This is a genomic window from Chryseobacterium sp. GQ58 (assembly GCF_059758895.1).
Genome location: NZ_JCAXEH010000003.1, coordinates 482330 through 502446 on the forward strand (window position 1 = coordinate 482330; position 20117 = coordinate 502446).

At 35.7% G+C, this 20117-nt stretch carries 13 protein-coding genes; 1 reads left to right on the top strand and 12 read right to left on the bottom strand.

The window, feature by feature from the left end:
- Positions 1 to 7 precede the first annotated feature (7 nt).
- Positions 8 to 1138, bottom strand: a complete 1131-nt coding sequence (dnaN, locus tag AC6CHK_RS10215) for a DNA polymerase III subunit beta (RefSeq protein WP_498095742.1) — start codon at positions 1136 to 1138, stop codon at positions 8 to 10.
- Positions 1139 to 1281: 143 nt separating this feature from the next.
- Here dnaN and AC6CHK_RS10220 point away from each other — a divergent pair, with 143 nt between their 5' ends.
- Complete coding sequence (locus AC6CHK_RS10220) at positions 1282 to 1653, top strand: diacylglycerol kinase (RefSeq protein WP_498095744.1); 372 nt, start codon at positions 1282 to 1284, stop codon at positions 1651 to 1653.
- On the opposite strand, the gene AC6CHK_RS10225 is transcribed toward AC6CHK_RS10220, so the two are convergent.
- From AC6CHK_RS10225 to AC6CHK_RS10275, 11 genes are all read right to left on the bottom strand, one after another.
- A complete protein-coding gene (locus AC6CHK_RS10225; RefSeq protein WP_498095746.1) occupies positions 1634 to 2050 on the bottom strand; it encodes a barstar family protein in 417 nt (138 codons plus the stop codon). The genes AC6CHK_RS10220 and AC6CHK_RS10225 overlap by 20 nt on opposite strands.
- Positions 2028 to 5723 (bottom strand): phosphoribosylformylglycinamidine synthase, encoded by a 3696-nt coding sequence (locus tag AC6CHK_RS10230; RefSeq protein ID WP_498095748.1) that lies wholly within the window; start codon positions 5721 to 5723, stop codon positions 2028 to 2030. The genes AC6CHK_RS10225 and AC6CHK_RS10230 overlap by 23 nt, the downstream gene beginning before the upstream one ends.
- A gap of 30 nt (positions 5724 to 5753) precedes the next feature.
- Positions 5754 to 6713, bottom strand: a complete 960-nt coding sequence (locus AC6CHK_RS10235; protein ID WP_498095750.1) for a WG repeat-containing protein — start codon at positions 6711 to 6713, stop codon at positions 5754 to 5756.
- A gap of 49 nt (positions 6714 to 6762) precedes the next feature.
- Positions 6763 to 8190 carry an adenylosuccinate lyase gene (purB, locus tag AC6CHK_RS10240; RefSeq protein WP_498095752.1) on the bottom strand — a complete coding sequence of 476 codons (1428 nt, stop codon included), beginning with the start codon at positions 8188 to 8190 and terminating at the stop codon, positions 6763 to 6765.
- A gap of 294 nt (positions 8191 to 8484) precedes the next feature.
- Positions 8485 to 10812 carry a beta-glucosidase BglX gene (gene bglX, locus AC6CHK_RS10245; protein ID WP_498095754.1) on the bottom strand — a complete coding sequence of 776 codons (2328 nt, stop codon included), beginning with the start codon at positions 10810 to 10812 and terminating at the stop codon, positions 8485 to 8487.
- A 105-nt stretch (positions 10813 to 10917) separates the two neighbouring features.
- Positions 10918 to 11625, bottom strand: a complete 708-nt coding sequence (locus AC6CHK_RS10250) for a carboxylesterase family protein (protein ID WP_498095756.1) — start codon at positions 11623 to 11625, stop codon at positions 10918 to 10920.
- A gap of 187 nt (positions 11626 to 11812) precedes the next feature.
- Positions 11813 to 13201, bottom strand: a complete 1389-nt coding sequence (locus tag AC6CHK_RS10255) for a glucoamylase family protein (RefSeq protein WP_498095758.1) — start codon at positions 13199 to 13201, stop codon at positions 11813 to 11815.
- Positions 13202 to 13213: 12 nt separating this feature from the next.
- Complete coding sequence (locus AC6CHK_RS10260) at positions 13214 to 14596, bottom strand: glucoamylase family protein (RefSeq protein WP_498095760.1); 1383 nt, start codon at positions 14594 to 14596, stop codon at positions 13214 to 13216.
- 46 nt (positions 14597 to 14642) lie between these two features.
- A complete protein-coding gene (locus AC6CHK_RS10265; protein WP_498095762.1) occupies positions 14643 to 15599 on the bottom strand; it encodes a LamG domain-containing protein in 957 nt (318 codons plus the stop codon).
- Positions 15559 to 17025, bottom strand: a complete 1467-nt coding sequence (locus AC6CHK_RS10270) for a RagB/SusD family nutrient uptake outer membrane protein (protein ID WP_498095764.1) — start codon at positions 17023 to 17025, stop codon at positions 15559 to 15561. The genes AC6CHK_RS10265 and AC6CHK_RS10270 overlap by 41 nt, the downstream gene beginning before the upstream one ends.
- A 17-nt stretch (positions 17026 to 17042) precedes the next feature.
- Positions 17043 to 19853, bottom strand: a complete 2811-nt coding sequence (locus AC6CHK_RS10275; protein WP_498095766.1) for a SusC/RagA family TonB-linked outer membrane protein — start codon at positions 19851 to 19853, stop codon at positions 17043 to 17045.
- Positions 19854 to 20117 lie beyond the last annotated feature (264 nt).

Sequence of the window (20117 nt, forward strand, 5' to 3'; positions counted from 1 at the left end):
ATTAATATTACAATCCGATTACCGGCATTGACAACATTAAGATATTTTCGTTTTCTTCAAGACCATCAAGCGGTTCGATAATTCCCGGTCTGTTGGGTTGAGACATTTTCATTGTGATATCATCAGCACTAAGAATCGTTAACATTTCGGTTAAAAATTTAGAGCTAAACCCAATGTTGATATCTTCACCATTATAATCGCAAGGAATCTGCATATCTGCTTTGTTCGCATATTCCGTATCTTCTGCATGAAGATGAAGGATATTTGCTGAAAGCTTAAATCTTACTTGATTGGTTGATTTATTTGACATAATGGAAGCTCTTTTGATTGCTCCCAACAACAGGTTTCTGTTAATCGTCAAAACATTCGGGTTTTCTTTAGGAATTACCGCTGTATAATTAGGATATTTTCCGTCAATTAGTCTACAAATCCAGATATGTTTACCAAAAGTAAATTTAGCCATATTCTCGTTGAAGTCAATAATAATGTCTTCGTTTGAACTTGCTAAAATATTTTTGAAAATGTTTAAAGGCTTTTTAGGCATGATAAATTCCATTGGCTCGGCATTCATCAAATCTGTTCTTTTATAAACAACCAATCTGTGAGAATCTGTAGAAACAAAGTTCGTTTCATTTTCTCCAAATTGGAATAAAACCCCCGTCATTACCGGACGAAGAGAATCGTTACTTGTTGCAAAAAGTGTATTTGTCAAAGCTTCAGATAAAACTCCTGCAGGCATCGTAACGCTTTGCGCAGATTCAAATTCCGGAAGTTCAGGATAATCGTCTGCGTTGTCTAATGCAACCGCAAAATTATCTTTTTCATCTAAAATCTCAAGCTGGCTTCCGGTACCTTCTGAATTATCTTTTACAACAAGCGTTAAAGGCTGCTCGCCATAGGTTTTAATAAAATCCTGAAAAATTTTGGCAGGAACCGCAAATTTACCCGCATCATCAGACTTTACATCCAATGAAGTTACCAAAGTTGTTTCGCCATCAGACGCTGTAACGGTAAGGTTATTTTCGTTTAGCTCAAAAAGATAGTTTTCTAAAATCGGCCTCGATTGAGAGCTTGATATTACGCCACTTACAGTTTGCAATGCTTTCTGCAGTTCACCACTTGAAATAATAAATTTCATAGATTTAAAATAAGTTTTTACAAATATAACAAATAGAAAACAGATATAAAAAAATAATGCCGTGAGTTATTAACAACTATCGAAAGATTTTAAAATCTTCAGGAAATTTGAATTGATTATCTTTGCTCAACATCAACTTTAAAATGCAAAAACCACCGATTCATAAAAGTTTTTTCAACGCTTTCCGAGGTGTTTTTTTTATGCTGAAATCTGAAAGAAATTTTCAGTTGGAGTTTTTGGCTTTTTTAATTAATCTATTTCTGATTTTTTATTTAAAACTTTCAAATACTGATGCAGCCTTGATTCTTATTGTTTCTTTTGGAGTTTTAAGCGCCGAGATTCTCAACACGGCCATTGAAAAAATCTGCGATTTTATTCATCCCGGATTTGATAAAAAAATAGGATTTATTAAGGATATTTCTGCCGGCGCGGTTGTGTTGATGACGATCGCTTCCGTTATTGTTGGGGTTTTGGTTTATTGGAAATATATTGAAGTTATTTTAAAATCAGTCTAATATTTTTATGTGATTCTATAATTTCAAGCAAAATTTCAAAAAGTGTCTGTCCTTTTCCATCAACCAAATCATTTAACCTTTGTTGAGCAAAATCGATATTAAAAGGTTTTCCCTGCTTGATTTTATTTTCGTAAAATTCTTTCGTTGTTTCGAAACCTAAATCTTCTTTTGATTTTTGAGATTCTTTCCAAATAATTTCAATTTCTTCATGATTTTCAAAAACACCGAAACCAACATGAAGAATATCATTAAAACCATCCAAGGTCCCAACTTTCCAATCGGTATCTTTCATAAAAACTCTGGAAGCTTCTTCGTAGAAACCTATAAGATTAAAAAAATGATCGCCATTAATGACGATCATTTTCTTTTTATTATTATTTGAAGTATTCCACTCCATTTTTGAATATATTGTGGTAATTCGCAGTTGGAATGTTTTTCATTAAACCTTCTGCAAAACGTTCAGGATGTCCCATTCTGCCGTAGATTTTTCCGTCGGGATTCGTAATTCCTTCAATTCCGAACAATGAATTATTTGGATTGAACGGCATTCCGTGAGCGACATTTCCATCTAAATCCAGATATTGCGTTGCAATTTGTCCGTTTTCATACAACTTCTGAATTTCCTCTTTCGAAGCCATGAAACGACCTTCACCGTGCGAAATAGGAATCGTAAAAACCTGATCTTTCATTCCTTTTAACCAAGGCGATTCATCATTTAATACTTTCACATCAACCATTTGAGAAATATGTCTTCTGATCGCATTGTGAGCCAAAGTCGGAGAGTTTTCATCCAAATCCTTAATTCTTCCGTAAGGCAGCAATCCGGATTTTACCAACGCCTGGAAACCGTTACAGATTCCGATGATCATTCCGTCTCTGTCCAACAATTCGTGAACGGCATTTCTCATCTTCTCGTTTTTCAACACATTTACAATGAATTTTGCAGAACCATCCGGCTCATCGCCTGCCGAGAAACCTCCTGAGAAAGCCAAAATCTGAGACTTTTTAATTTCTTCAACCCACGCATCAATACTTTCGTCCAATAGTTGGTGATTGATATTAATTAAAGGCAAACTATTGACAATCGCGCCTTCTTTTGCAAAAGCATTCAGCGTATCATATTCACAGTTCGTTCCAGGGAAAACCGGCGCGAAAACTCTTGGCTGAGCAATTCCGTGTTTTTTAATGATGATATTTCTTGGGTTGATTGAGTTTAATTTCTCATCGATTTCAACCGTTATTTTTTCTTTTTCAACCGTTGGGAAAAGATTTTCAAATGTATTTGTATTTGCAGTTAATAATTTCTCAATCGTAAATTCAGCATCATTAATTTTGATAACATTTGAATTTTTAACTTCTCCGATGAATTGAAGATTTGCGGAACTTAATTCTTCTTTAGATTCGATAATTAAATTACCGATATTTTTGCTTAATAAAATAGTTGAATCAACCGTAACTTCAGCACCTAATCTGTTTCCGAAGCTCATTTTTGCTAAAGCCACTGCAACTCCACCTTCTTTCACTGTTTTTACAGAAACGATTTTTCCGGCTTTGATATTTTCAAAAATTAATTCGAAAATTTCTTTTAAAACATCATAATTCGGAAGTCCGTTTTCCTGAGCGATATGATTGAAGAAATAAACCTTATTTCCTTCGTTTTTAAATTCAGGAGAGATAATATTTTTCTTTTCTCCGTTTGCACAAGCAAAAGAAATCAACGTTGGTGGAACATTCAGATCCTGATACGTTCCACTCATTGAATCTTTACCTCCAATGGCTGCCAAACCAAGATTAATTTGTGCATCATAAGCTCCTAACAAAGAAGCTAAAGGCTTGCCCCATTTCTCAGGATTTTGCCCTAATTTCTCAAAATATTCCTGAAAACTTAGTCTGATATTTTTGTAATCGCCACCCATCGCAACGATTTTTACAACACTTTCAACAACGGCGTAAGAAGCTCCCAACAAAGAATTCTGCTTAGAAATCTCCGCATCAAATCCCCAACTTGCCAAGGAAACCGTTTCAATATTTTTCGCTCCGATAATCGGCAGCGTTTGAGCGCTTCCTTCCATCAAAGTCTGCTGATATTTTCCACCCAACGGCATCGCAACCGTAGTCGCACCAATCGATGAATCGAACATTTCTAATAGACCTTTTTGAGAAGCTGCATTTTTATCTGCTAAGATTTTCAAGAAATTCTCTTCGTTGAAAGTCTGAGTTTCTTCTTTTACGTCGTTAAGATGCGTAATCTTAACTTCCTGAGTCTTAGAACAACCGTTTGTATCTAAAAATTCTCTTGAAAGGTCAACAATTTTATCGCCTTTCCAGAACATCTGCATTCTTCCAGAATCTGTCACTTTTGCAACCTCAACGGCAACAATATTTTCGGCTTCACAGAATTTGATGAACTGTTCTTTATCTTTCGGTTCAACAACAACTGCCATTCTTTCCTGAGATTCAGAAATAGCAAGCTCAGTTCCGTTCAAACCTTCATATTTTAAAGGTAAAACATCCAAATTAACTTCCAAAGAATCAGCAATTTCGCCGATTGCAACAGAAACTCCACCCGCTCCGAAATCATTAGATTTTTTAATCAATCTTGTCACTTCAGGATTTCTGAATAATCTCTGGATTTTACGTTCTTCAACCGCATTTCCTTTCTGAACTTCAGAACTCATCGTGTGAATCGAAGTTTCGTCTTGTTCTTTCGAACTTCCGCTTGCTCCACCAACACCGTCACGACCCGTTGCACCCCCTAAAATAATAATAGAATCGCCATTTGAAGGCTTTTCACGTCTTACCCAATCCACAGGAACAGCTCCGGCAACAAAACCAACTTCCATTCTTTTTGCTTTGTAGCCTTCATCGTAGATTTCAGAAACCATTGTAGTTGCCAAACCGATTTGGTTACCGTAAGAAGAATATCCGTTTGCAGCCTGTTTTGTGATTGTTTTCTGAGGTAATTTACCTGGTAAAGTTTTATCAACCGATTCCAACACATCAGCAGCACCCGTCAATCTCATCGCCTGGAAAACGTAAGAACGTCCAGACAACGGATCTCTGATCGCACCACCTAAACATGTCGAAGCACCACCAAAAGGCTCAATTTCCGTTGGGTGATTGTGGGTTTCGTTTTTGAATAATAAATACCATGGTTCTTTTTTACCATCATATTCAGCTTCGATTTGGATTGTACAAGCGTTGATTTCGTCAGAAACCACCAAATTCTCTAAATTACCTGTTTTATGGAAATATTTTGCACAAACTGTCGCCAGATCCATTAAAGAAATTGGTTTCAACTCGCGTCCTAAGAATTTTCTTTTTTCGATATAATCATTGAAAATAGTTTCCAATGTATGTTTAAACTGTCCTTCAAATTCAATATTTGACAATTCTGTTTCAAACGTTGTGTGACGACAATGGTCACTCCAATAGGTGTCTAAAACCTTAAGTTCAGTTTCTGTAGGATTTCTTTGTTCAGTTTTAAAATACTCCTGAATGAATTTTAAATCATCTAAGCCTAATGCAAAACCGTGATTGTTAAAGAACTCTTCCAACTGAGCATCATCAAAATTGATGAAATTTTCGTGAACCAAAACTTTCGACGGAGTTTCTTCTGCAGGAATATTTAGAATAGCTAAATCTTTTTCCTGAGATTCTACCTTGTTGATGAGAAGATCTTTGATTTTTGCTAAATCAGATTCAGAAACACCTTCAAACTCGATGAGCTTCCCGCTTCTTACCTTAGATTTTTCATTTTCAGTCAGTAAAGCGATACATTGCTGAGCAGAATCTGCACGTTGATCGTACTGTCCCGGTAAAAATTCCATTGCGAAATAAATTCCTTGCGCAGGATTTTCTTCATGCAAAATATCAGTAACCGGATCTACGAAAGTGCTGTTGACCACTTTTTCAAATTCACCATCAATTAACCCAAAAATATCGTAAACGTTATAAACCTTTACATTCTGGATTGACGGAGCAACCGCTTTTACTTCATCAAAAATTTTTGGACTTTCTACATCGAAAATTCCTCTTTTTTCTACGAAAATTCTTTTTTTATTAGACATTAGATGTCAGATATTAAATATTATTAGACTTTATTTACTTAATTTATTCGGATTATCGGGATGCTCTTTTTGATATTCTTTGGCTTCTTTAATCTCTTTTTTCAGCCATTTTTCAAAAGGAATTTTTTCACTTTCAAATTCCAGGGTGAAGACATTTTTGCCATCTTCTGAAACTAAAAATTTATAATCCAAAAATCCTGCTTCCATTTTTCTGTAATCATAAGCTTTTACCTGATAAAACGGGAAGTTTTCCTTTGGTCGCTCGACGATTTCAAAGAATAATTTCTTTTCATTTTCAGATATTTTGTTGTAATGATTGACATAATTTATTTCTGAAAGCTTTTTATTTTGTTTTTCAAAAAACTGAAGAATCGTCTTCTCTTTTTCATTGTATTTGAATGGATACGGATAATATTTTCCGTTCATTTCTACAGCGTTTTCGGATTTTGTAATGGGCTGAACGATTTCTCCTTCGAAATTCATTACTCCCCAAATTCCACCAACAATTGATTTGTGTTCATCTTCTGTCTTCTCCCAATCGCAGCCGTCACAAAAAGCAGCGTATCCATAATTAAATGGCGATGCAAAATCATGATTGGCTTCAATTACAACCGCTCCGTTTCTGTCTGCAAAACCGACTTTCCCGTTTTTAACAAATCTTCTTACGCCTTCCGCAAAATAATCTGCTCCATTGTCGTAAAAGAAAGGTCTGTAAAGGAAATTCCCTTTTTTATCGTAGACATATCCCCAAGCATTTTTTTCTTTTATTTCATCATTTTTAAAACCGTCGAAGTAAATTGTTTCTCCTTCAACTAATTCTCCATCTTTTAAATATGAAAAAACTTTGAACTGTGCAGGAACGATAATTTCTCCTTTCTGATTTTTTACTCCAACCAAAGAATCTTTTGATTTAAAATACTTTAAAACTTCTTTCTGTTGGGAGAAAGAAAGTATTGGAATCAATAATATGATTAAAAGTATTTTTTTCATGCTTTAATTGAAAATAAAATATGCAGCCGAAAAAGACTGCATATTGATTTTATACTTTAAGATCAGCCTCCAAACCTATCAAATCTTTGTTCGCGTCAATAATCGGCTGAACTTCATTTGCAATGAATTCTTCCGTCTGAATTGGAGCAAAACCGATAAAGTTTTTAGGATCTAAAACTTCTTTTAATTTTGATTTATCTAATTTTAAAGAATCGTCGTTTAAGATTCTTTCGATCAGATCATTTTCTTTACCTTCTTCTTTCACTTTTTTGGAAGCTTCCATCGAATGAACTCTGATCACTTCGTGGATTTCCTGACGGTCGCCGCCGGCTTTCACTTCTTCCATGATGATATATTCTGTCGCCATGAAAGGAAGTTCTTCCATAATATGTTTGTTGATTCTGTTTGGATAAACCACGATTCCGTTCATGATGTTGTTCCAAATCAATAGAATTGCATCAACCGCTAAAAACGCTTGTGGAATTGTTAATCTCTTGTTTGCAGAATCGTCCAAAGTTCTTTCAAACCATTGTGTTGAAGCGACCATTGCAGAACTTGTCGTCAAAGACATTACGTATTTTGCCAATGCTCCGATTCTTTCGCTTCTCATTGGATTACGTTTGTAAGCCATTGCAGATGAGCCGATTTGGTTTTTCTCGAATGGTTCTTCAACTTCTTTAAGATTTTGAAGAAGACGTAAATCGTTCGTGAATTTATGTGCAGACTGAGCGATATTTCCTAATAAGGCAACCACTTTAGCATCGATTTTTCTGTCGTAAGTCTGTCCGGAAACTCCGAAAACTTTTTCAAAACCGAATCTTTTTGACAATTCTTTATCTAAATGTTTAACTTTAGAATAATCACCATTGAAAAGCTCAAGGAAACTTGCTGCAGTTCCTGTTGTTCCTTTTACTCCTCTAAAACGTAATGTTTCCAAGAAAAAATCAAGTTCTTCAATATCAAGAACCAAACTTTGTAGCCAAAGTGTTGCTCTTTTTCCAACAGTCGTCAACTGAGCCGGTTGGAAATGAGTGAATCCTAAAGTCGGAAGATCTTTATACTGAATAGCAAAATCCGAAAGGTTTTTCATCACGTTGACCAACTTTTTCTTTAAAATTAAAAGTCCGTCACGGATCTGAATTAAATCTGTATTGTCTCCTACAAATGCCGAAGTTGCTCCCAAGTGAATAATTCCTTTTGCAGAAGGCGCCACATCACCGTAAGCGTGAACGTGGGCCATTACATCATGACGGAATTTTTTCTCGTATTCAGCTGCTTTGTCGTAATCGATATTTTCAGCATTAGCTTTTAATTCAGCGATTTGCTCGTCGGAAATTTCTAAACCTAAGTCTTTTTCGATTTCAGCCAAAGCGATCCAAAGCTGTCTCCAAGTACGGAATTTGTTATTGTGTGAAAAGTTAAATAACATTTCTTCGCTTGAATAGCGTTCTTCCAATGGATTTTTGTAGGAATTCATTCTTTCTTTTTACTTTTAGATATGCAAAATTACGGTTTTTCGGTGAGAGATAAAAATGCTTTTTTTAACTGTAAATTTCATGGATTTTAATAAAAAATGAAGTGATTATTTACCGCTCTGAACTGAAGATCTGAATAACAAAAAATCTTATTTTTCTGAACAGCTAAAAACACCGGCAGAAATTATAGCCCCGATTGCAGTGGAAATCCTTTTTTGAAAAAAAAGATTGCAACAGAAAGCGGGAAATTGCTCCAAAAAACAAAAAAAGCCATTCTTTCGAATGACTTTGCGAATTTATTTTGTCCAATTAATTTTAGAATGTTTCACATCTTCAGAATTGGTTCCGATCATGATGTCAAATTCTCCGGATTCCCAATCGTATTTCAAATCTCCGTTGTAAAATTTCAAGCTTTCCGGAGTAATATTAAAGGTAATTTTTTTTGATTCTCCTTTTTTCAGCATTACTTTTTGGAATCCTTTCAATTCTTTTACCGGTCTTGTGATGCTCCCAACCCTATCTCTGATGTATAGCTGCACAACTTCTGCGCCGTCATAATTTCCGGAATTTGTAACCGTTACAGATGCCTGAATGGTTTGATTTCCTTTTGGATTTGCATTAGAAACATTAATATCTGAATAATTGAATTTCGTATAACTTAAACCGTAACCAAATGGATACAACGGCGTATTACATTCATCCATATAATTGGAACGGAATCTTTGGTATTCGCATTTATCAACCAATTTTTGATCTAAAGGACGGCCTGTATTTTTAGCATTGTAATAAATCGGAACCTGGCCAAGACTTCTCGGGAACGTCATCGGAAGTTTTCCTGAAGGATTTACTTTTCCAAAAAGAACGTCTGAAATTGCGTTTCCGGCTTCTGAACCAGCGAACCAAACATTAAGAATTGCATCCGGAACGTCTTTCATATTTGTCAAAGCTAAAGGACGACCCGTGAAAAGTACGACTGCGATTGGTTTTCCTGTTTTCTTTAATTCGTTTAATAAATCAATTTGAGATAGTGGAATTGTAATTTCAGTTCTTGACGAAGATTCACCGCTCATTTCCGCAGATTCTCCAATCGCTAAAACGATCACATCAGATTTGTTGGCAACATCCACCGCTTCTTTTAACAAAACTTCTTTTGAACGGCTGTCTCTGTCGGTTTTCTTTCCGTGAGCAGCATAAATTTCTTCTAATTTTGCATCATAATCGATGTTTGCGCCTTTAGCAGAAATGAATTTCACATCTTTGCCATAATTCGCCTGAAGACCCTGCATTAAATTAACTGCTTTATCATGTTTAGCAGCAACGCTCCAAGTTCCCGCCATGTTCAAAGAATTGTTTACCAACGGTCCGATCACGGCAACAGTTCCCGACTTTTTCAAAGGCAACACCTGATTTTCATTCTTCATTAAAACCATTGATTGAGCGGCAGCACTTCTTGCAATATTTCTATTTTCTAGATTGTAAACTTCTTTCGCTGCTAATTTTGCGTCTCCATATTTGTAAGGATCATCAAATAAGCCTAAATCGTATTTTGCTTCCAATATTCTTTTTGCAGCCAAATCAATTTCAGCCTGAGTGACTTTCCCATCAGATAAAGACTTTTTTAAAGTTGTTAAAAATCCTTCACCAACCATATCCATATCAACTCCTGCTTTTAAAGCCAACGCAGAAACCTGCTGAAGATCTCCCATCCCATGGTCGACCATTTCGTTGATTCCTGTATAATCTGTCACTACAAAACCTTTGAATTTCCATTGATTTCTCAAAACTTCGGTCTGAAGCCATCTGCTTCCCGTTGCAGGAACTCCGTCTACTTCATTGAAAGAAGCCATTACAGAAGCTACACCTGCATCAACAGCCGCTTTGTAAGGAGGAAAAAATTCGTTGAACATTCTTATATGGCTCATATCCACCGTGTTGTAATCTCTTCCTGCTTCACCCGCTCCGTACAATGCAAAGTGCTTTACACAAGCTAAAATAGTGCTGCTTTGAGACAAATCTTTTCCCTGATAACCGTAAACCATATTTTTTGCGATCTCACTTCCTAAATACGGATCTTCACCCGAACCTTCGGAAACCCTTCCCCATCTTGGTTCGCGGGAAATGTCAACCATTGGCGAAAATGTCCAGTTGATCCCATCAGAAGATGCTTCTTTTGCTGCAACTCTTGCGGATTGCTGAATCAAATCCATATCCCAAGAAGCTGCTAAGCCTAAAGGAATCGGGAAAGTGGTTTCATAACCGTGAATAACATCCATCCCGAAAATCAACGGGATTTTTAGACGGCTGTTTTCAACGGCAACTTTCTGCACGGCTCTGATTTTATCAGCACCTTTTATATTGAATAGCCCGCCGACTAAACCTTGTTCAACTTTTTTTCCAATATCTGAACTTTTGGCTAGACCTGTCGTGAAATCTCCCGAACTCGGTAAATTCAGCTGTCCGATCTTTTCATCTAAAGTCATTTTCGACAAAAGATTATCTACAAAAGCTTTCTTTTTTGACTGGTATTGAGCCGTCTGATAAGACTGAACAGGCTTGCTCACCATTTCCTGAGCCGAAAACACAGGTGCCAGCGCTAAAGTGGCGATTACAATTAACTTTTTCATGCTATCTACTCCTTTTTTAATTACACTTTTTTACAATGATTCTTTTTAAAGCAAAGAAAAACTAAATACTTAATTTCTCAAAAGATTTTCATTACTTTTATTAAATTATTTATCTTTTTTCTTTGATAACATCCATTCATACAAAGCAGGATTTGAATAAGTGGAATCCCATGAATTGTGATTATCGTTAGGAAAAATGGTCAATTCTGCGGTTGGATTGATCGGATGAAGTTTCTGATAAAAATTAAAAGCATTTTCAGGTAAAACCACATCATCCATACCGCCATGAAAAATCTTCATGTTCAAATCCTTATATTGATGAATATTCGCGTACATTACTCTATCCGTCGGAGCACACACTGAAACCACGCCTGCAAACATTTCAGGATGTTCCATTGCCAGTTTCAACGTTCCCCAACCTCCCATGGAAAGTCCGGTAAGGTAAATTCTCGAATCGTCAATTTTATATTTTTTCTGAATTTCTTTAATTAAATGATACACCGTAACGGTATCCCACCAAGTATCGGCAGGACATTGTGGTGCTAAAATCGCAACAGGTTCCTTGATCAGGTTTTTATAAGTAAACGGACTGTGCGCTTTTACTTTTTCAAGGTCATTTCCTCTTTCTCCCGAGCCGTGAAGAAATACTATTAAAGGTACTTTTCCTTTCACTTTTTGCGGATAATCAAGAATATAAGATATTTTTTCCGGCCTTTTGACTTCTTTATTGAGCTCTGTTTTTACTTCCTGAGCATTTAAGGTCAAAGAAAATGGCAGAATTAAAAAAAGGATATGTTTTAGTTTAAATTTCATTATTAAGATTTTAAGTTTTAGCTAAACCATTAATACTCTTTCTTTTGTGACTTGTCAATACTCGGAGGTATCAAATAGCCCCGATTGAAGCATTTGTTTGAGCTCATTTTGAGGGTTTCGGCGGCGGCTTTGCCGCCGCAACCCTCAAAATAGCGAGTGCGGAAAGCGGGATTAAGCTCCTAAAAAATTATTTAATATTATATTTTTCTGACTGGAAACTTAATTTCTTCAATCCTTGCTGGATTTCAGGCGCATTCATAAATAGCTTCCATAAAAATCCTGTTCTGTAATTTTCGATCATCGGAGCAATTGTTCCCTGATCGATCGCTAAATATCTCGGAGTTGTCCAATTGTCGTAGTGAATCGAAGTCGCATCGTAAGGCCCAGCCGAACCAATGAATTCAGGCTTTTGAGTATAAATAAATCTTAGGAAATCCATCGATTCTTTTGGTGAATACGGAAAACTGCTCAGCGCCGCAGTCGGAGTAATGACACCGTGATCATTTTGTGGGAAATGCGCGTTGTAACCTGTGCTTCCGTCTTCATTTCTTGTATAGCTGGCCGTCAATCCCCAATAATTTGGACCGTAACCTTTCCACTTTTTTGGATTTTCCACACAATATTTGTAATCAATAAGTACATGATTTTTATTTAAATCAAAGTAATTTTTAATCAATTTGTCTGATAAACCGCTCGGATCCAATCCAATATACGAATAATGCGCCCAAAATAATGGTCCGCCATATTCTTCAGCTCCGTTATGTTTCACATACATTGGCAAACCGTATTTTGATTTGTCCGAAAGATAAGCACCATTTCTTGTCCAGCCTTTATAATACGTTTCTGCATCGATCGAATAAGTAGGCGAAGATGCCGCCAAAATATAAGTAATCAGACATTCGTTGTACCCCTGAAGTGGGAAATTCATGTCCCATTGATATTCGGGTGACCAATGCCAGTACAAAACTTTTTCGCCACCTTTTGTGTACCAATTCCACTGAATTCCTTTCCAAAGCTCGTCACATTTTTTTGCTAAAGCTTTTTCTTCGGCATTTCCATTTTTGAAATATTCACGAACCATTAAAATCCCTGAGGTCAAAAATGCTGTTTCAACTAAATCTCCACCGTTATCTTTTTTTCCGAAAGGAACTGTTTTTCCTGTTTCTCCATTGATCCAATGCGGCCATGCACCTTTATGACGATCTGCTTTTGCAAGGAAATCCATCATATTGGTCAATCTTTTTACTGCTTCTTTTCTTGGAACAAGACCTCTTTCAACTCCTACCAAAATTGTCGCCAATCCAAACCCTGACCCACCTGTTGTGACAACATGCTGATCGTTTTGAGGGTAAACATTATCTTCATGATAACGCTCTCTTCCCAGCATAGAATTTGGCTCCGCATACTCCCAGAAATACTTTAAAGCATCTTTCTGAACTCTGTCCATCAACTGCTCGTCAGTAATACTATTTTTTACCTGAACATTTGAAACTTGTTGTGCCGTTTGTGTGTTCTTGCAGGAAACTGCAATAAGAAGAAGTGAGGTTAAAGTAACCGATAACATTATCCTTTTCATTGTATATTATTGTTAAAATCCGTATTGTGTTGAATGAAATCCTAATTTAATCAAGCCTTGCCTTACATCGGGTGCATTCATAAATAATTGCCACAAGAATTGTGACTTATGATTTTCGATCATTGGAGCGATTGTTCCCTGATCGATTGCCAAATATCTCGGTGTAACCCAATTATACTGAACAGAATAAGCATCATAAGGCCCCGCTACTCCAATATATTTATTATAATTTTCATTATATAAAAATCTCAGCATATTCATACTTTCTGTTGGCGTATAAGGCATATTCGAAAGGGCTGCCGTGGGAGAAATCACTCCTAAATCATTATTAGGCTGGTGTGCTGAATACCCTGTGGATCCGTCAGTATTTCTGGAATAGCTTGCAGTAAGTCCCCAGCTTTTTGAATTATATCCCTGCCATCCTTTTGGATTCGTTATGGAATACTGATACATGATTTTCGCATGATTGGTTGTAGCATTACCATAATTAACATATTCGTCTGATAATCCTCTTGGATCAAGACCTAAAAACGAGTAATGTGACCAAAACATTGGCCCAACCGTATTATTAGCTCCATTATGTTTTACCACTAAAGGCAAACCATATTGTGAAGCAACATTTACAATACCTCCATTACGGGCCCAACCCTGCTGATAAACAGGTTTTGTAATAGAATGATCAGGTGAAGCTGCGGCTAAAACGTAAGTAATTAAGGTTTCATCAAACCCTTGTAGCTTATGATTCATTTGGAAATTAAAATTAGGGGACCAATGCCAATACAGAACATCTTGACCCTGTGTATACCAATTCCATTCTATGTCTTTCCATAATGAATCTGCCTTTTGAGAAAGTGCTAATTCTGTCGGATCAGTTGATGTTTTAAAGTATTCTCTTACACAGATTAAGCCCTGTGCTAAAAATGCAGTCTCTACTAAATCTCCACCATCATCCTGTGAGCTAAATGGTATTACCTGACCATTATTTCCATTCATCCAATGTGGCCATGCGCCATGAAAACGATTGGCATTCTGAAGGAAATTAAGAGCTGTAGTCAATCTTGAAACCGCTTCCGCTTTTGAGACATATTCATTTTTTATGCCAACCAAAATGGTCATTAGTCCAAAACCAGATCCTCCTGCTGAAACAACATAAGCATCTTGTCCCGGATTATCGGTATGATACCTTTCTCTGGCTAGTTTTGAATTGATTTCAGCATAATCCCAAAAATATTTTAATGCATCTTTCTGTACTATTTCGGTAAGTTGGGCATCGGTGTAAGTGTTGGGAGCTTCAGTACCACCCCCAATAGGCGTACCTGCAGGAGGTATGGCATCCTCCGATGAACAAGAATTAACAATCAGTCCAAAAAACAATATTACTATAATTTTTTTCATTTAAAAAAATATTAAAAAAGAGCCCGATAAAGGGCTCTCTTAGAGATTATCGGTTATCTTTTTCAAGCTTATATAAAGCATTCACTTCAGAAGAAGATAGTGCTTTATCGTACAGTCTGAACTCATCCATCAAACCTGTATATTTAAGCATCCAGCCATCTGGATTTGCCCATGGAGAACCTAAATGCTGTTGGAATCCTCCAATAACAAACTTTGAAACATTTGAGTTAGCAAGATTTCCTAAAGGTAAACCTCCCTGAGCGGGATCGCTGGCATATCTTTTTGTTATACTATCCGGTAATGGCACCATAACACCATCGACATATAGTGCAAACGTAGAAGTAGTTCCGTCATAAGACCATACTAAATGCTTCCATTTATCATACATTCCTTCTAATTTATTAGCACCACCGGTTTCTATAAATTGCCCAGCCCACGCAATGGGAGGGGTAACATCTTTTTGAATATGAAATTTTAATAACATTTTTCCGTCACTAGAGGCCTCAATCAAAACAAAAATATTCCCCCAGAAATCTGTTGTTTTTGGAAGCATAAAAATACATTGCGCACCACCTGTATGTTGCGAAGTTTTTATCCACATGGATTGAGTAATACTTTTAACATTTTTGATTCTATCACTAAGGTCAGTAAATGCAATCATACCTGTTGTTGAACCTTTGTAAGCCATTCCTTTAGCACCAGCCTCGAAGTTTATGCCTGACGCGGTTCCTCCACTTAAGCCATTTTTGCTATCGACAACATTATCTTCAAAACTTATTTTACTTATTAAGTTGTCTGCAGCAATTTCGTCAGAATTATCATACCCCCCTATAGATGCATAAGGAATAGGAGGATTGTCTTTATCAATACTATCTTCGCAATTTGTAAACAATGCTCCTAAAATAAGTGCAGCACTAAAATATTTTATAATTGTTTTATTTCTCATCTTTAAAATATTAAAATTAATACATTGGATTTTGAGCGGAAAGTCCTTGTGCTTCATCAATAAAAGTTTGAGGCAGGGGGAACAACTCATGCTTCCCAACAATAAATGTTTTACCATTAGCTGCCATAGCTGCTGCAGCTTGTCCTGTTCTTACAAGATCATACCATCTGTCATGCTCAAAAGCTAATTCCAATCTTCTTTCTTTCCAAATAGCAATTCTTACATCAGCCTGACTAGTTGCTGTTGTTGGATTAATATTTGCTCGATCTCTAACCTGATTTAATAATAATATAGCTTGTGATGTCTGTCCCAACTCATTTAATGCTTCTGCTTTCATTAGCAAAACTTCTGCATATCTAAGATATCGAATATTAACATCAGAATGATCGGCACCAGAATAATTAGAGGAATAAGCTTTAAAATTGTAATAAGGATTATTTACAGTAGAAGGAACTATACGTCCATCATATAAGGTGGAATTCCTAAAAATTATAGTTGCATTTCTTCTTTCGGTATCACCTTCTGCGTTATATGCATTTACTAAACCTTGAGAAGGTGCATTGAAGCCCCAGCCCCAGCCACCAGCTCCAGTTGCTCCCTGAACCTGAGAGTATTGTTGAATACCTTTTGCAGGGGCCTCACCTTTACCTTGAATCTCAAAGATTGACTCTGCATTATTTTCTCCACTTACTTTATAAATTTCTGCAAAATCGTCTGTTAATGAGTAACCTGTTACCAAATTACAATTATTTACAACCTGTTGCCACTTTTTTTGATACATAGAAACTTTTGCTAATAAGGCATAAGCGGCCCCTTTTGATGCTCTTCCAACATTAGCACCTGTATAAGCACTTTTCTCTGGTAACGCGGCAATAGCTGCCTGAAGATCAGATTCAATAAATGCATAAACTTCTTCTTTAGACTTTCGCGTAAGCAACATTTTTCTGTCTTCATCATTGCCTGGAATTGCTATTCTATCTACAATAGGAACACCACCATAAGTTCTAACTAATGTAAAATACATAAACGCTCTTAAGAAATGTGCTTCACCTTCTAATCTGCTACGTAAAGCCGGATCAGCATTATTAAGTTGTGGCAAATAAACTAAAGCCTGATTACATCTGTTGATACCCTGATAATGAGCAGCAAACAAATCTCTAAAAGATGGCGTCGTTGCATTAAATGTTAAAGCATCTAAGACATCCTTATCAGTGCCTGTATCTCCGGGTGTTGATCCTTTGTCTGCATCATCAGAAGTAATACTCGAAACACCTATCCAAGCAAATGTACTCATATTCCAATCTAGAAATTTGGCATAAATAGCAGTTACAAAACTTTCAGCACCCTCATTATTATTAAATAAGCTTAGATCTTGTGCTGATATTGCTTCAGTAGGATTTACTTCTACAAAATCGTCATTACAGCTTTGGCTTGAAAATGAAAGTAGTGCTAAAGTAGATAATATTATTATTTTTTTGTTCATGATTTTCTATTTAATAATTAAAATTTAATATTAACACCAAATACAAATGATCTTAATGTAGGATATGCATCCAATTCTATTCCTGTGTTCCCATAAGGATCGCCGTTACCATTCAGTTCAGGTGAAAAACCAGTAAACTTCTGAAAAACAACAGGATTAATTGCGCTCACATAAAATCTCATAGAAGATAAATAATCCACTACATTACTTAAAGTATAGCCTAAAGAAATATTGTTTATTCTAAAGAAATCACCAGATTCCAAATAATAAGTAGAAGCGAGTGGTACAGAATTAAATGGAGCCGGGTTTGCTGATCCTGTATTTGTAGGAGTCCAAAAATCGCTAGCAATATTATACTCTATATTCTCACCTGAAAATCTTTGAGCTTTTTTACCATTATACACTTTAGCTCCAAATGTACCGTATCCGTTAGCTGAAAAATCCCAGCTTTTATATCTCAAATTTAAGTTAATACCTAAGGTTGATTTAGGTATATAGGATCCAAAATATTTTCGGTCTCCTGCATCAGTAACACCGTTACCGTTGTGATCTACATATGTCAATTTCCCATTGGCATCCATACCATTGGCTTCATAAAGATAAAAGCTACCCAAAGGCTGACCTGTTGATCCTTCATTCAATAGCTTAGTATCCTGTCCGTTTCCTAAACCACCACCAATAATATCATTTACATTTTGCTGAGCAATTTTACTAAGTTCGTTTTTGTTAAATGAATAGTTAGCACTTAAAGAGTAGCTAAAATCTTCACCTATCTTATCATCCCATCCTAACGCTACTTCTATACCTTTGTTAGTAACCTCACCTAGATGTGCGTATCCTTCTTTAGAAATCCCTTCAGTAACAATTGGAATTGACTTTAGAATAATGTTTGTAGTAACTTTATCATACAAATCAACAGAACCTTTTAGCTTCTTATTTAGAATTTCAAAATCTAAGCCTACAGAAGTTTCTTCAGTCACCTCCCAAGTAAGATTAGGATCATAAACTTGATCTATTGTCATACCGCTGCTCATAACGCTACCTCCAAAAGCATAATCATAAGGCGTTCCTGTGTTAAAAGGTAAATAATTAAGAGGAACATTTTGATTTCCTATTTTACCCCAGCCTCCTCTTATTTTAAGCATATCAAAAAAACCATCTTTTAAAAAGTTTTCTTCAGAAACTATCCAACCGGCACCAAATGACGGAAAATTCCCCCATTTTTTACCGTTGGCAAACTGTGAGGAACCATCTCTACGAATGGTCGCTGTAAACAAATACCTGTTCATCAATTTGTATTGTGCTCTTGCAAAATAAGAAGTTGTAGTATTTCTGTTACCATCTATACTCTTAAGATCGTCTAACTGGTCTTTATAATTTACATCTCTTAAATTCCAATAATTGCTATTTGCAAGCATATTTCTTCTTATAATAATCAACTCATCTGTACCATTTTTTACAGAAGCTTCAGTTCCTACCATAGCTTCAATATCATGAATATCTGCAAATCTTTTATTATAAGTAAAATAATTAGTTAATATCCAGTTGTAATAATCGTTTTTAGTATTTGTTAATAGATTAAGCGGATCATTAACGGGATATGGTGTATTATTCAGAACTCTTGTTGGGTCAGCAGCTAACCAAATAGCTTTTGAATCAACGAAGTTGTAGCTTTTAAAATTATTATATTCCCCTGAAAACTGTGAAGTGAATTTTAAATCTTTTAAAATATTGATATCTAACTTAAGACCTCCCTGTAAAGTAAAGCTCTTTTGTTTCTCATTATTATAATAAAGTTGTGACACGGGATTGCCTACATTATTAAAAGCTTCACCAGTAGGAGAAGCAAAACCATCAGCTCCAACAAAGCGTACTCCAAAGAGACCATTTGAATATCTTACAGGAACAATTGGCGACTGTTTATAAGCTGTCGTAAATGCACCTAAAGGTTTAGGTGTAGTATTATTGAAAGCAACACTTAAATTTTGGGACAAGGTAATTCCTTTAGCTATTTTAAATTCATTATTGGTTCTTACCGTTGTTCTGTTATAATCAGTTCCATTTAAAATAGACTTTTCATCATAATTACTTAAACTTAAGAAATACTTTGCAGATTCCGAAGCTCCAGACAAGCTGATATTATGCTGATTGTATACACCCGTTCTTGTAATTTCATCAAACCAATCTGTATTTACTGGCTGATCTTGTGAGAACGTTGTTGTTCCCAAAGCAGTATTAGTATAATAAGCAAATAAATTACTTCCTGCCATTTTTACCTTTTTCAAAGGATTTCTTACGCCCGTAAATCCGTCATATTCAACAGTAATCCCTTTTCCTCTACCACTTTTGGTAGTAATAATAATTACACCATTTGCAGCCCTGTTACCATATATTGCTAATGCTGAAGCATCTTTTAAAATATCATAAGTTAAGATATCGTTTGTATTAATATTATTAATGTTATCTACAAACATACCGTCTACAACATATAATGGGTTTCTACCACTCAAGGCTGTCCCAAGACCTCTAATTATAACCGTAGGAGTAGAACCTGGTAAATCCGATGCTGTTACCTGCACACCTGCTGCTTTCCCTTGAATAGCTTGTGAAGCATTCAATACTTTTGTTCTCGAAACTTCATCAGATTTTAAAGAACTTACAGACGTAGTATTATCTACAGCTTTTCGGCTACCATACCCAATCATCACAACCTCCTCTATTTTCTGCTCTTTGGGCAGAGTATCTTGAGGAGTTACCTGTCCGTTGACGTTCATCCCGAAATAGAGAACGGCAATCAGACAAGAATACTTTAAATTAGTTTGTTTCATATAGTTTAATTTTATTTTGTACAAATCAAATGTGTGAATACCTTTTTTCTCAAAAGAAGACATTATTCAAAAATATAAAAAATATCAAATGCTGTTAATTTTAGTTAAATATTTTAAAATTAACGGTTTAGTTTGTCAAAAAAGTTAATAAACGACAAATTTTAATAAATTTCAAATCATAAAATACTAAAAAAAATGAATATTTCATATTGAAGCAAAGAGTATTTTTCATGTTTTATTCCCCAAAAAAATCGTGTAAAGAGT

Coding starts and splice junctions, on each gene's coding strand:
- AC6CHK_RS10265 (WP_498095762.1), bottom strand. CDS start 15,599: ATGAAGCACAAGGACTTTCCGCTCAAAATCCAATGTATTAATTTTAAT.
- AC6CHK_RS10275 (WP_498095766.1), bottom strand. CDS start 19,853: ATGAAACAAACTAATTTAAAGTATTCTTGTCTGATTGCCGTTCTCTAT.
- AC6CHK_RS10255 (WP_498095758.1), bottom strand. CDS start 13,201: ATGAAAAGGATAATGTTATCGGTTACTTTAACCTCACTTCTTCTTATT.
- AC6CHK_RS10225 (WP_498095746.1), bottom strand. CDS start 2,050: ATGGAGTGGAATACTTCAAATAATAATAAAAAGAAAATGATCGTCATT.
- AC6CHK_RS10270 (WP_498095764.1), bottom strand. CDS start 17,025: ATGAACAAAAAAATAATAATATTATCTACTTTAGCACTACTTTCATTT.
- bglX (WP_498095754.1), bottom strand. CDS start 10,812: ATGAAAAAGTTAATTGTAATCGCCACTTTAGCGCTGGCACCTGTGTTT.
- AC6CHK_RS10250 (WP_498095756.1), bottom strand. CDS start 11,625: ATGAAATTTAAACTAAAACATATCCTTTTTTTAATTCTGCCATTTTCT.
- AC6CHK_RS10220 (WP_498095744.1), top strand. CDS start 1,282: ATGCAAAAACCACCGATTCATAAAAGTTTTTTCAACGCTTTCCGAGGT.
- purB (WP_498095752.1), bottom strand. CDS start 8,190: ATGAATTCCTACAAAAATCCATTGGAAGAACGCTATTCAAGCGAAGAA.
- AC6CHK_RS10235 (WP_498095750.1), bottom strand. CDS start 6,713: ATGAAAAAAATACTTTTAATCATATTATTGATTCCAATACTTTCTTTC.
- AC6CHK_RS10230 (WP_498095748.1), bottom strand. CDS start 5,723: ATGTCTAATAAAAAAAGAATTTTCGTAGAAAAAAGAGGAATTTTCGAT.
- AC6CHK_RS10260 (WP_498095760.1), bottom strand. CDS start 14,596: ATGAAAAAAATTATAGTAATATTGTTTTTTGGACTGATTGTTAATTCT.
- dnaN (WP_498095742.1), bottom strand. CDS start 1,138: ATGAAATTTATTATTTCAAGTGGTGAACTGCAGAAAGCATTGCAAACT.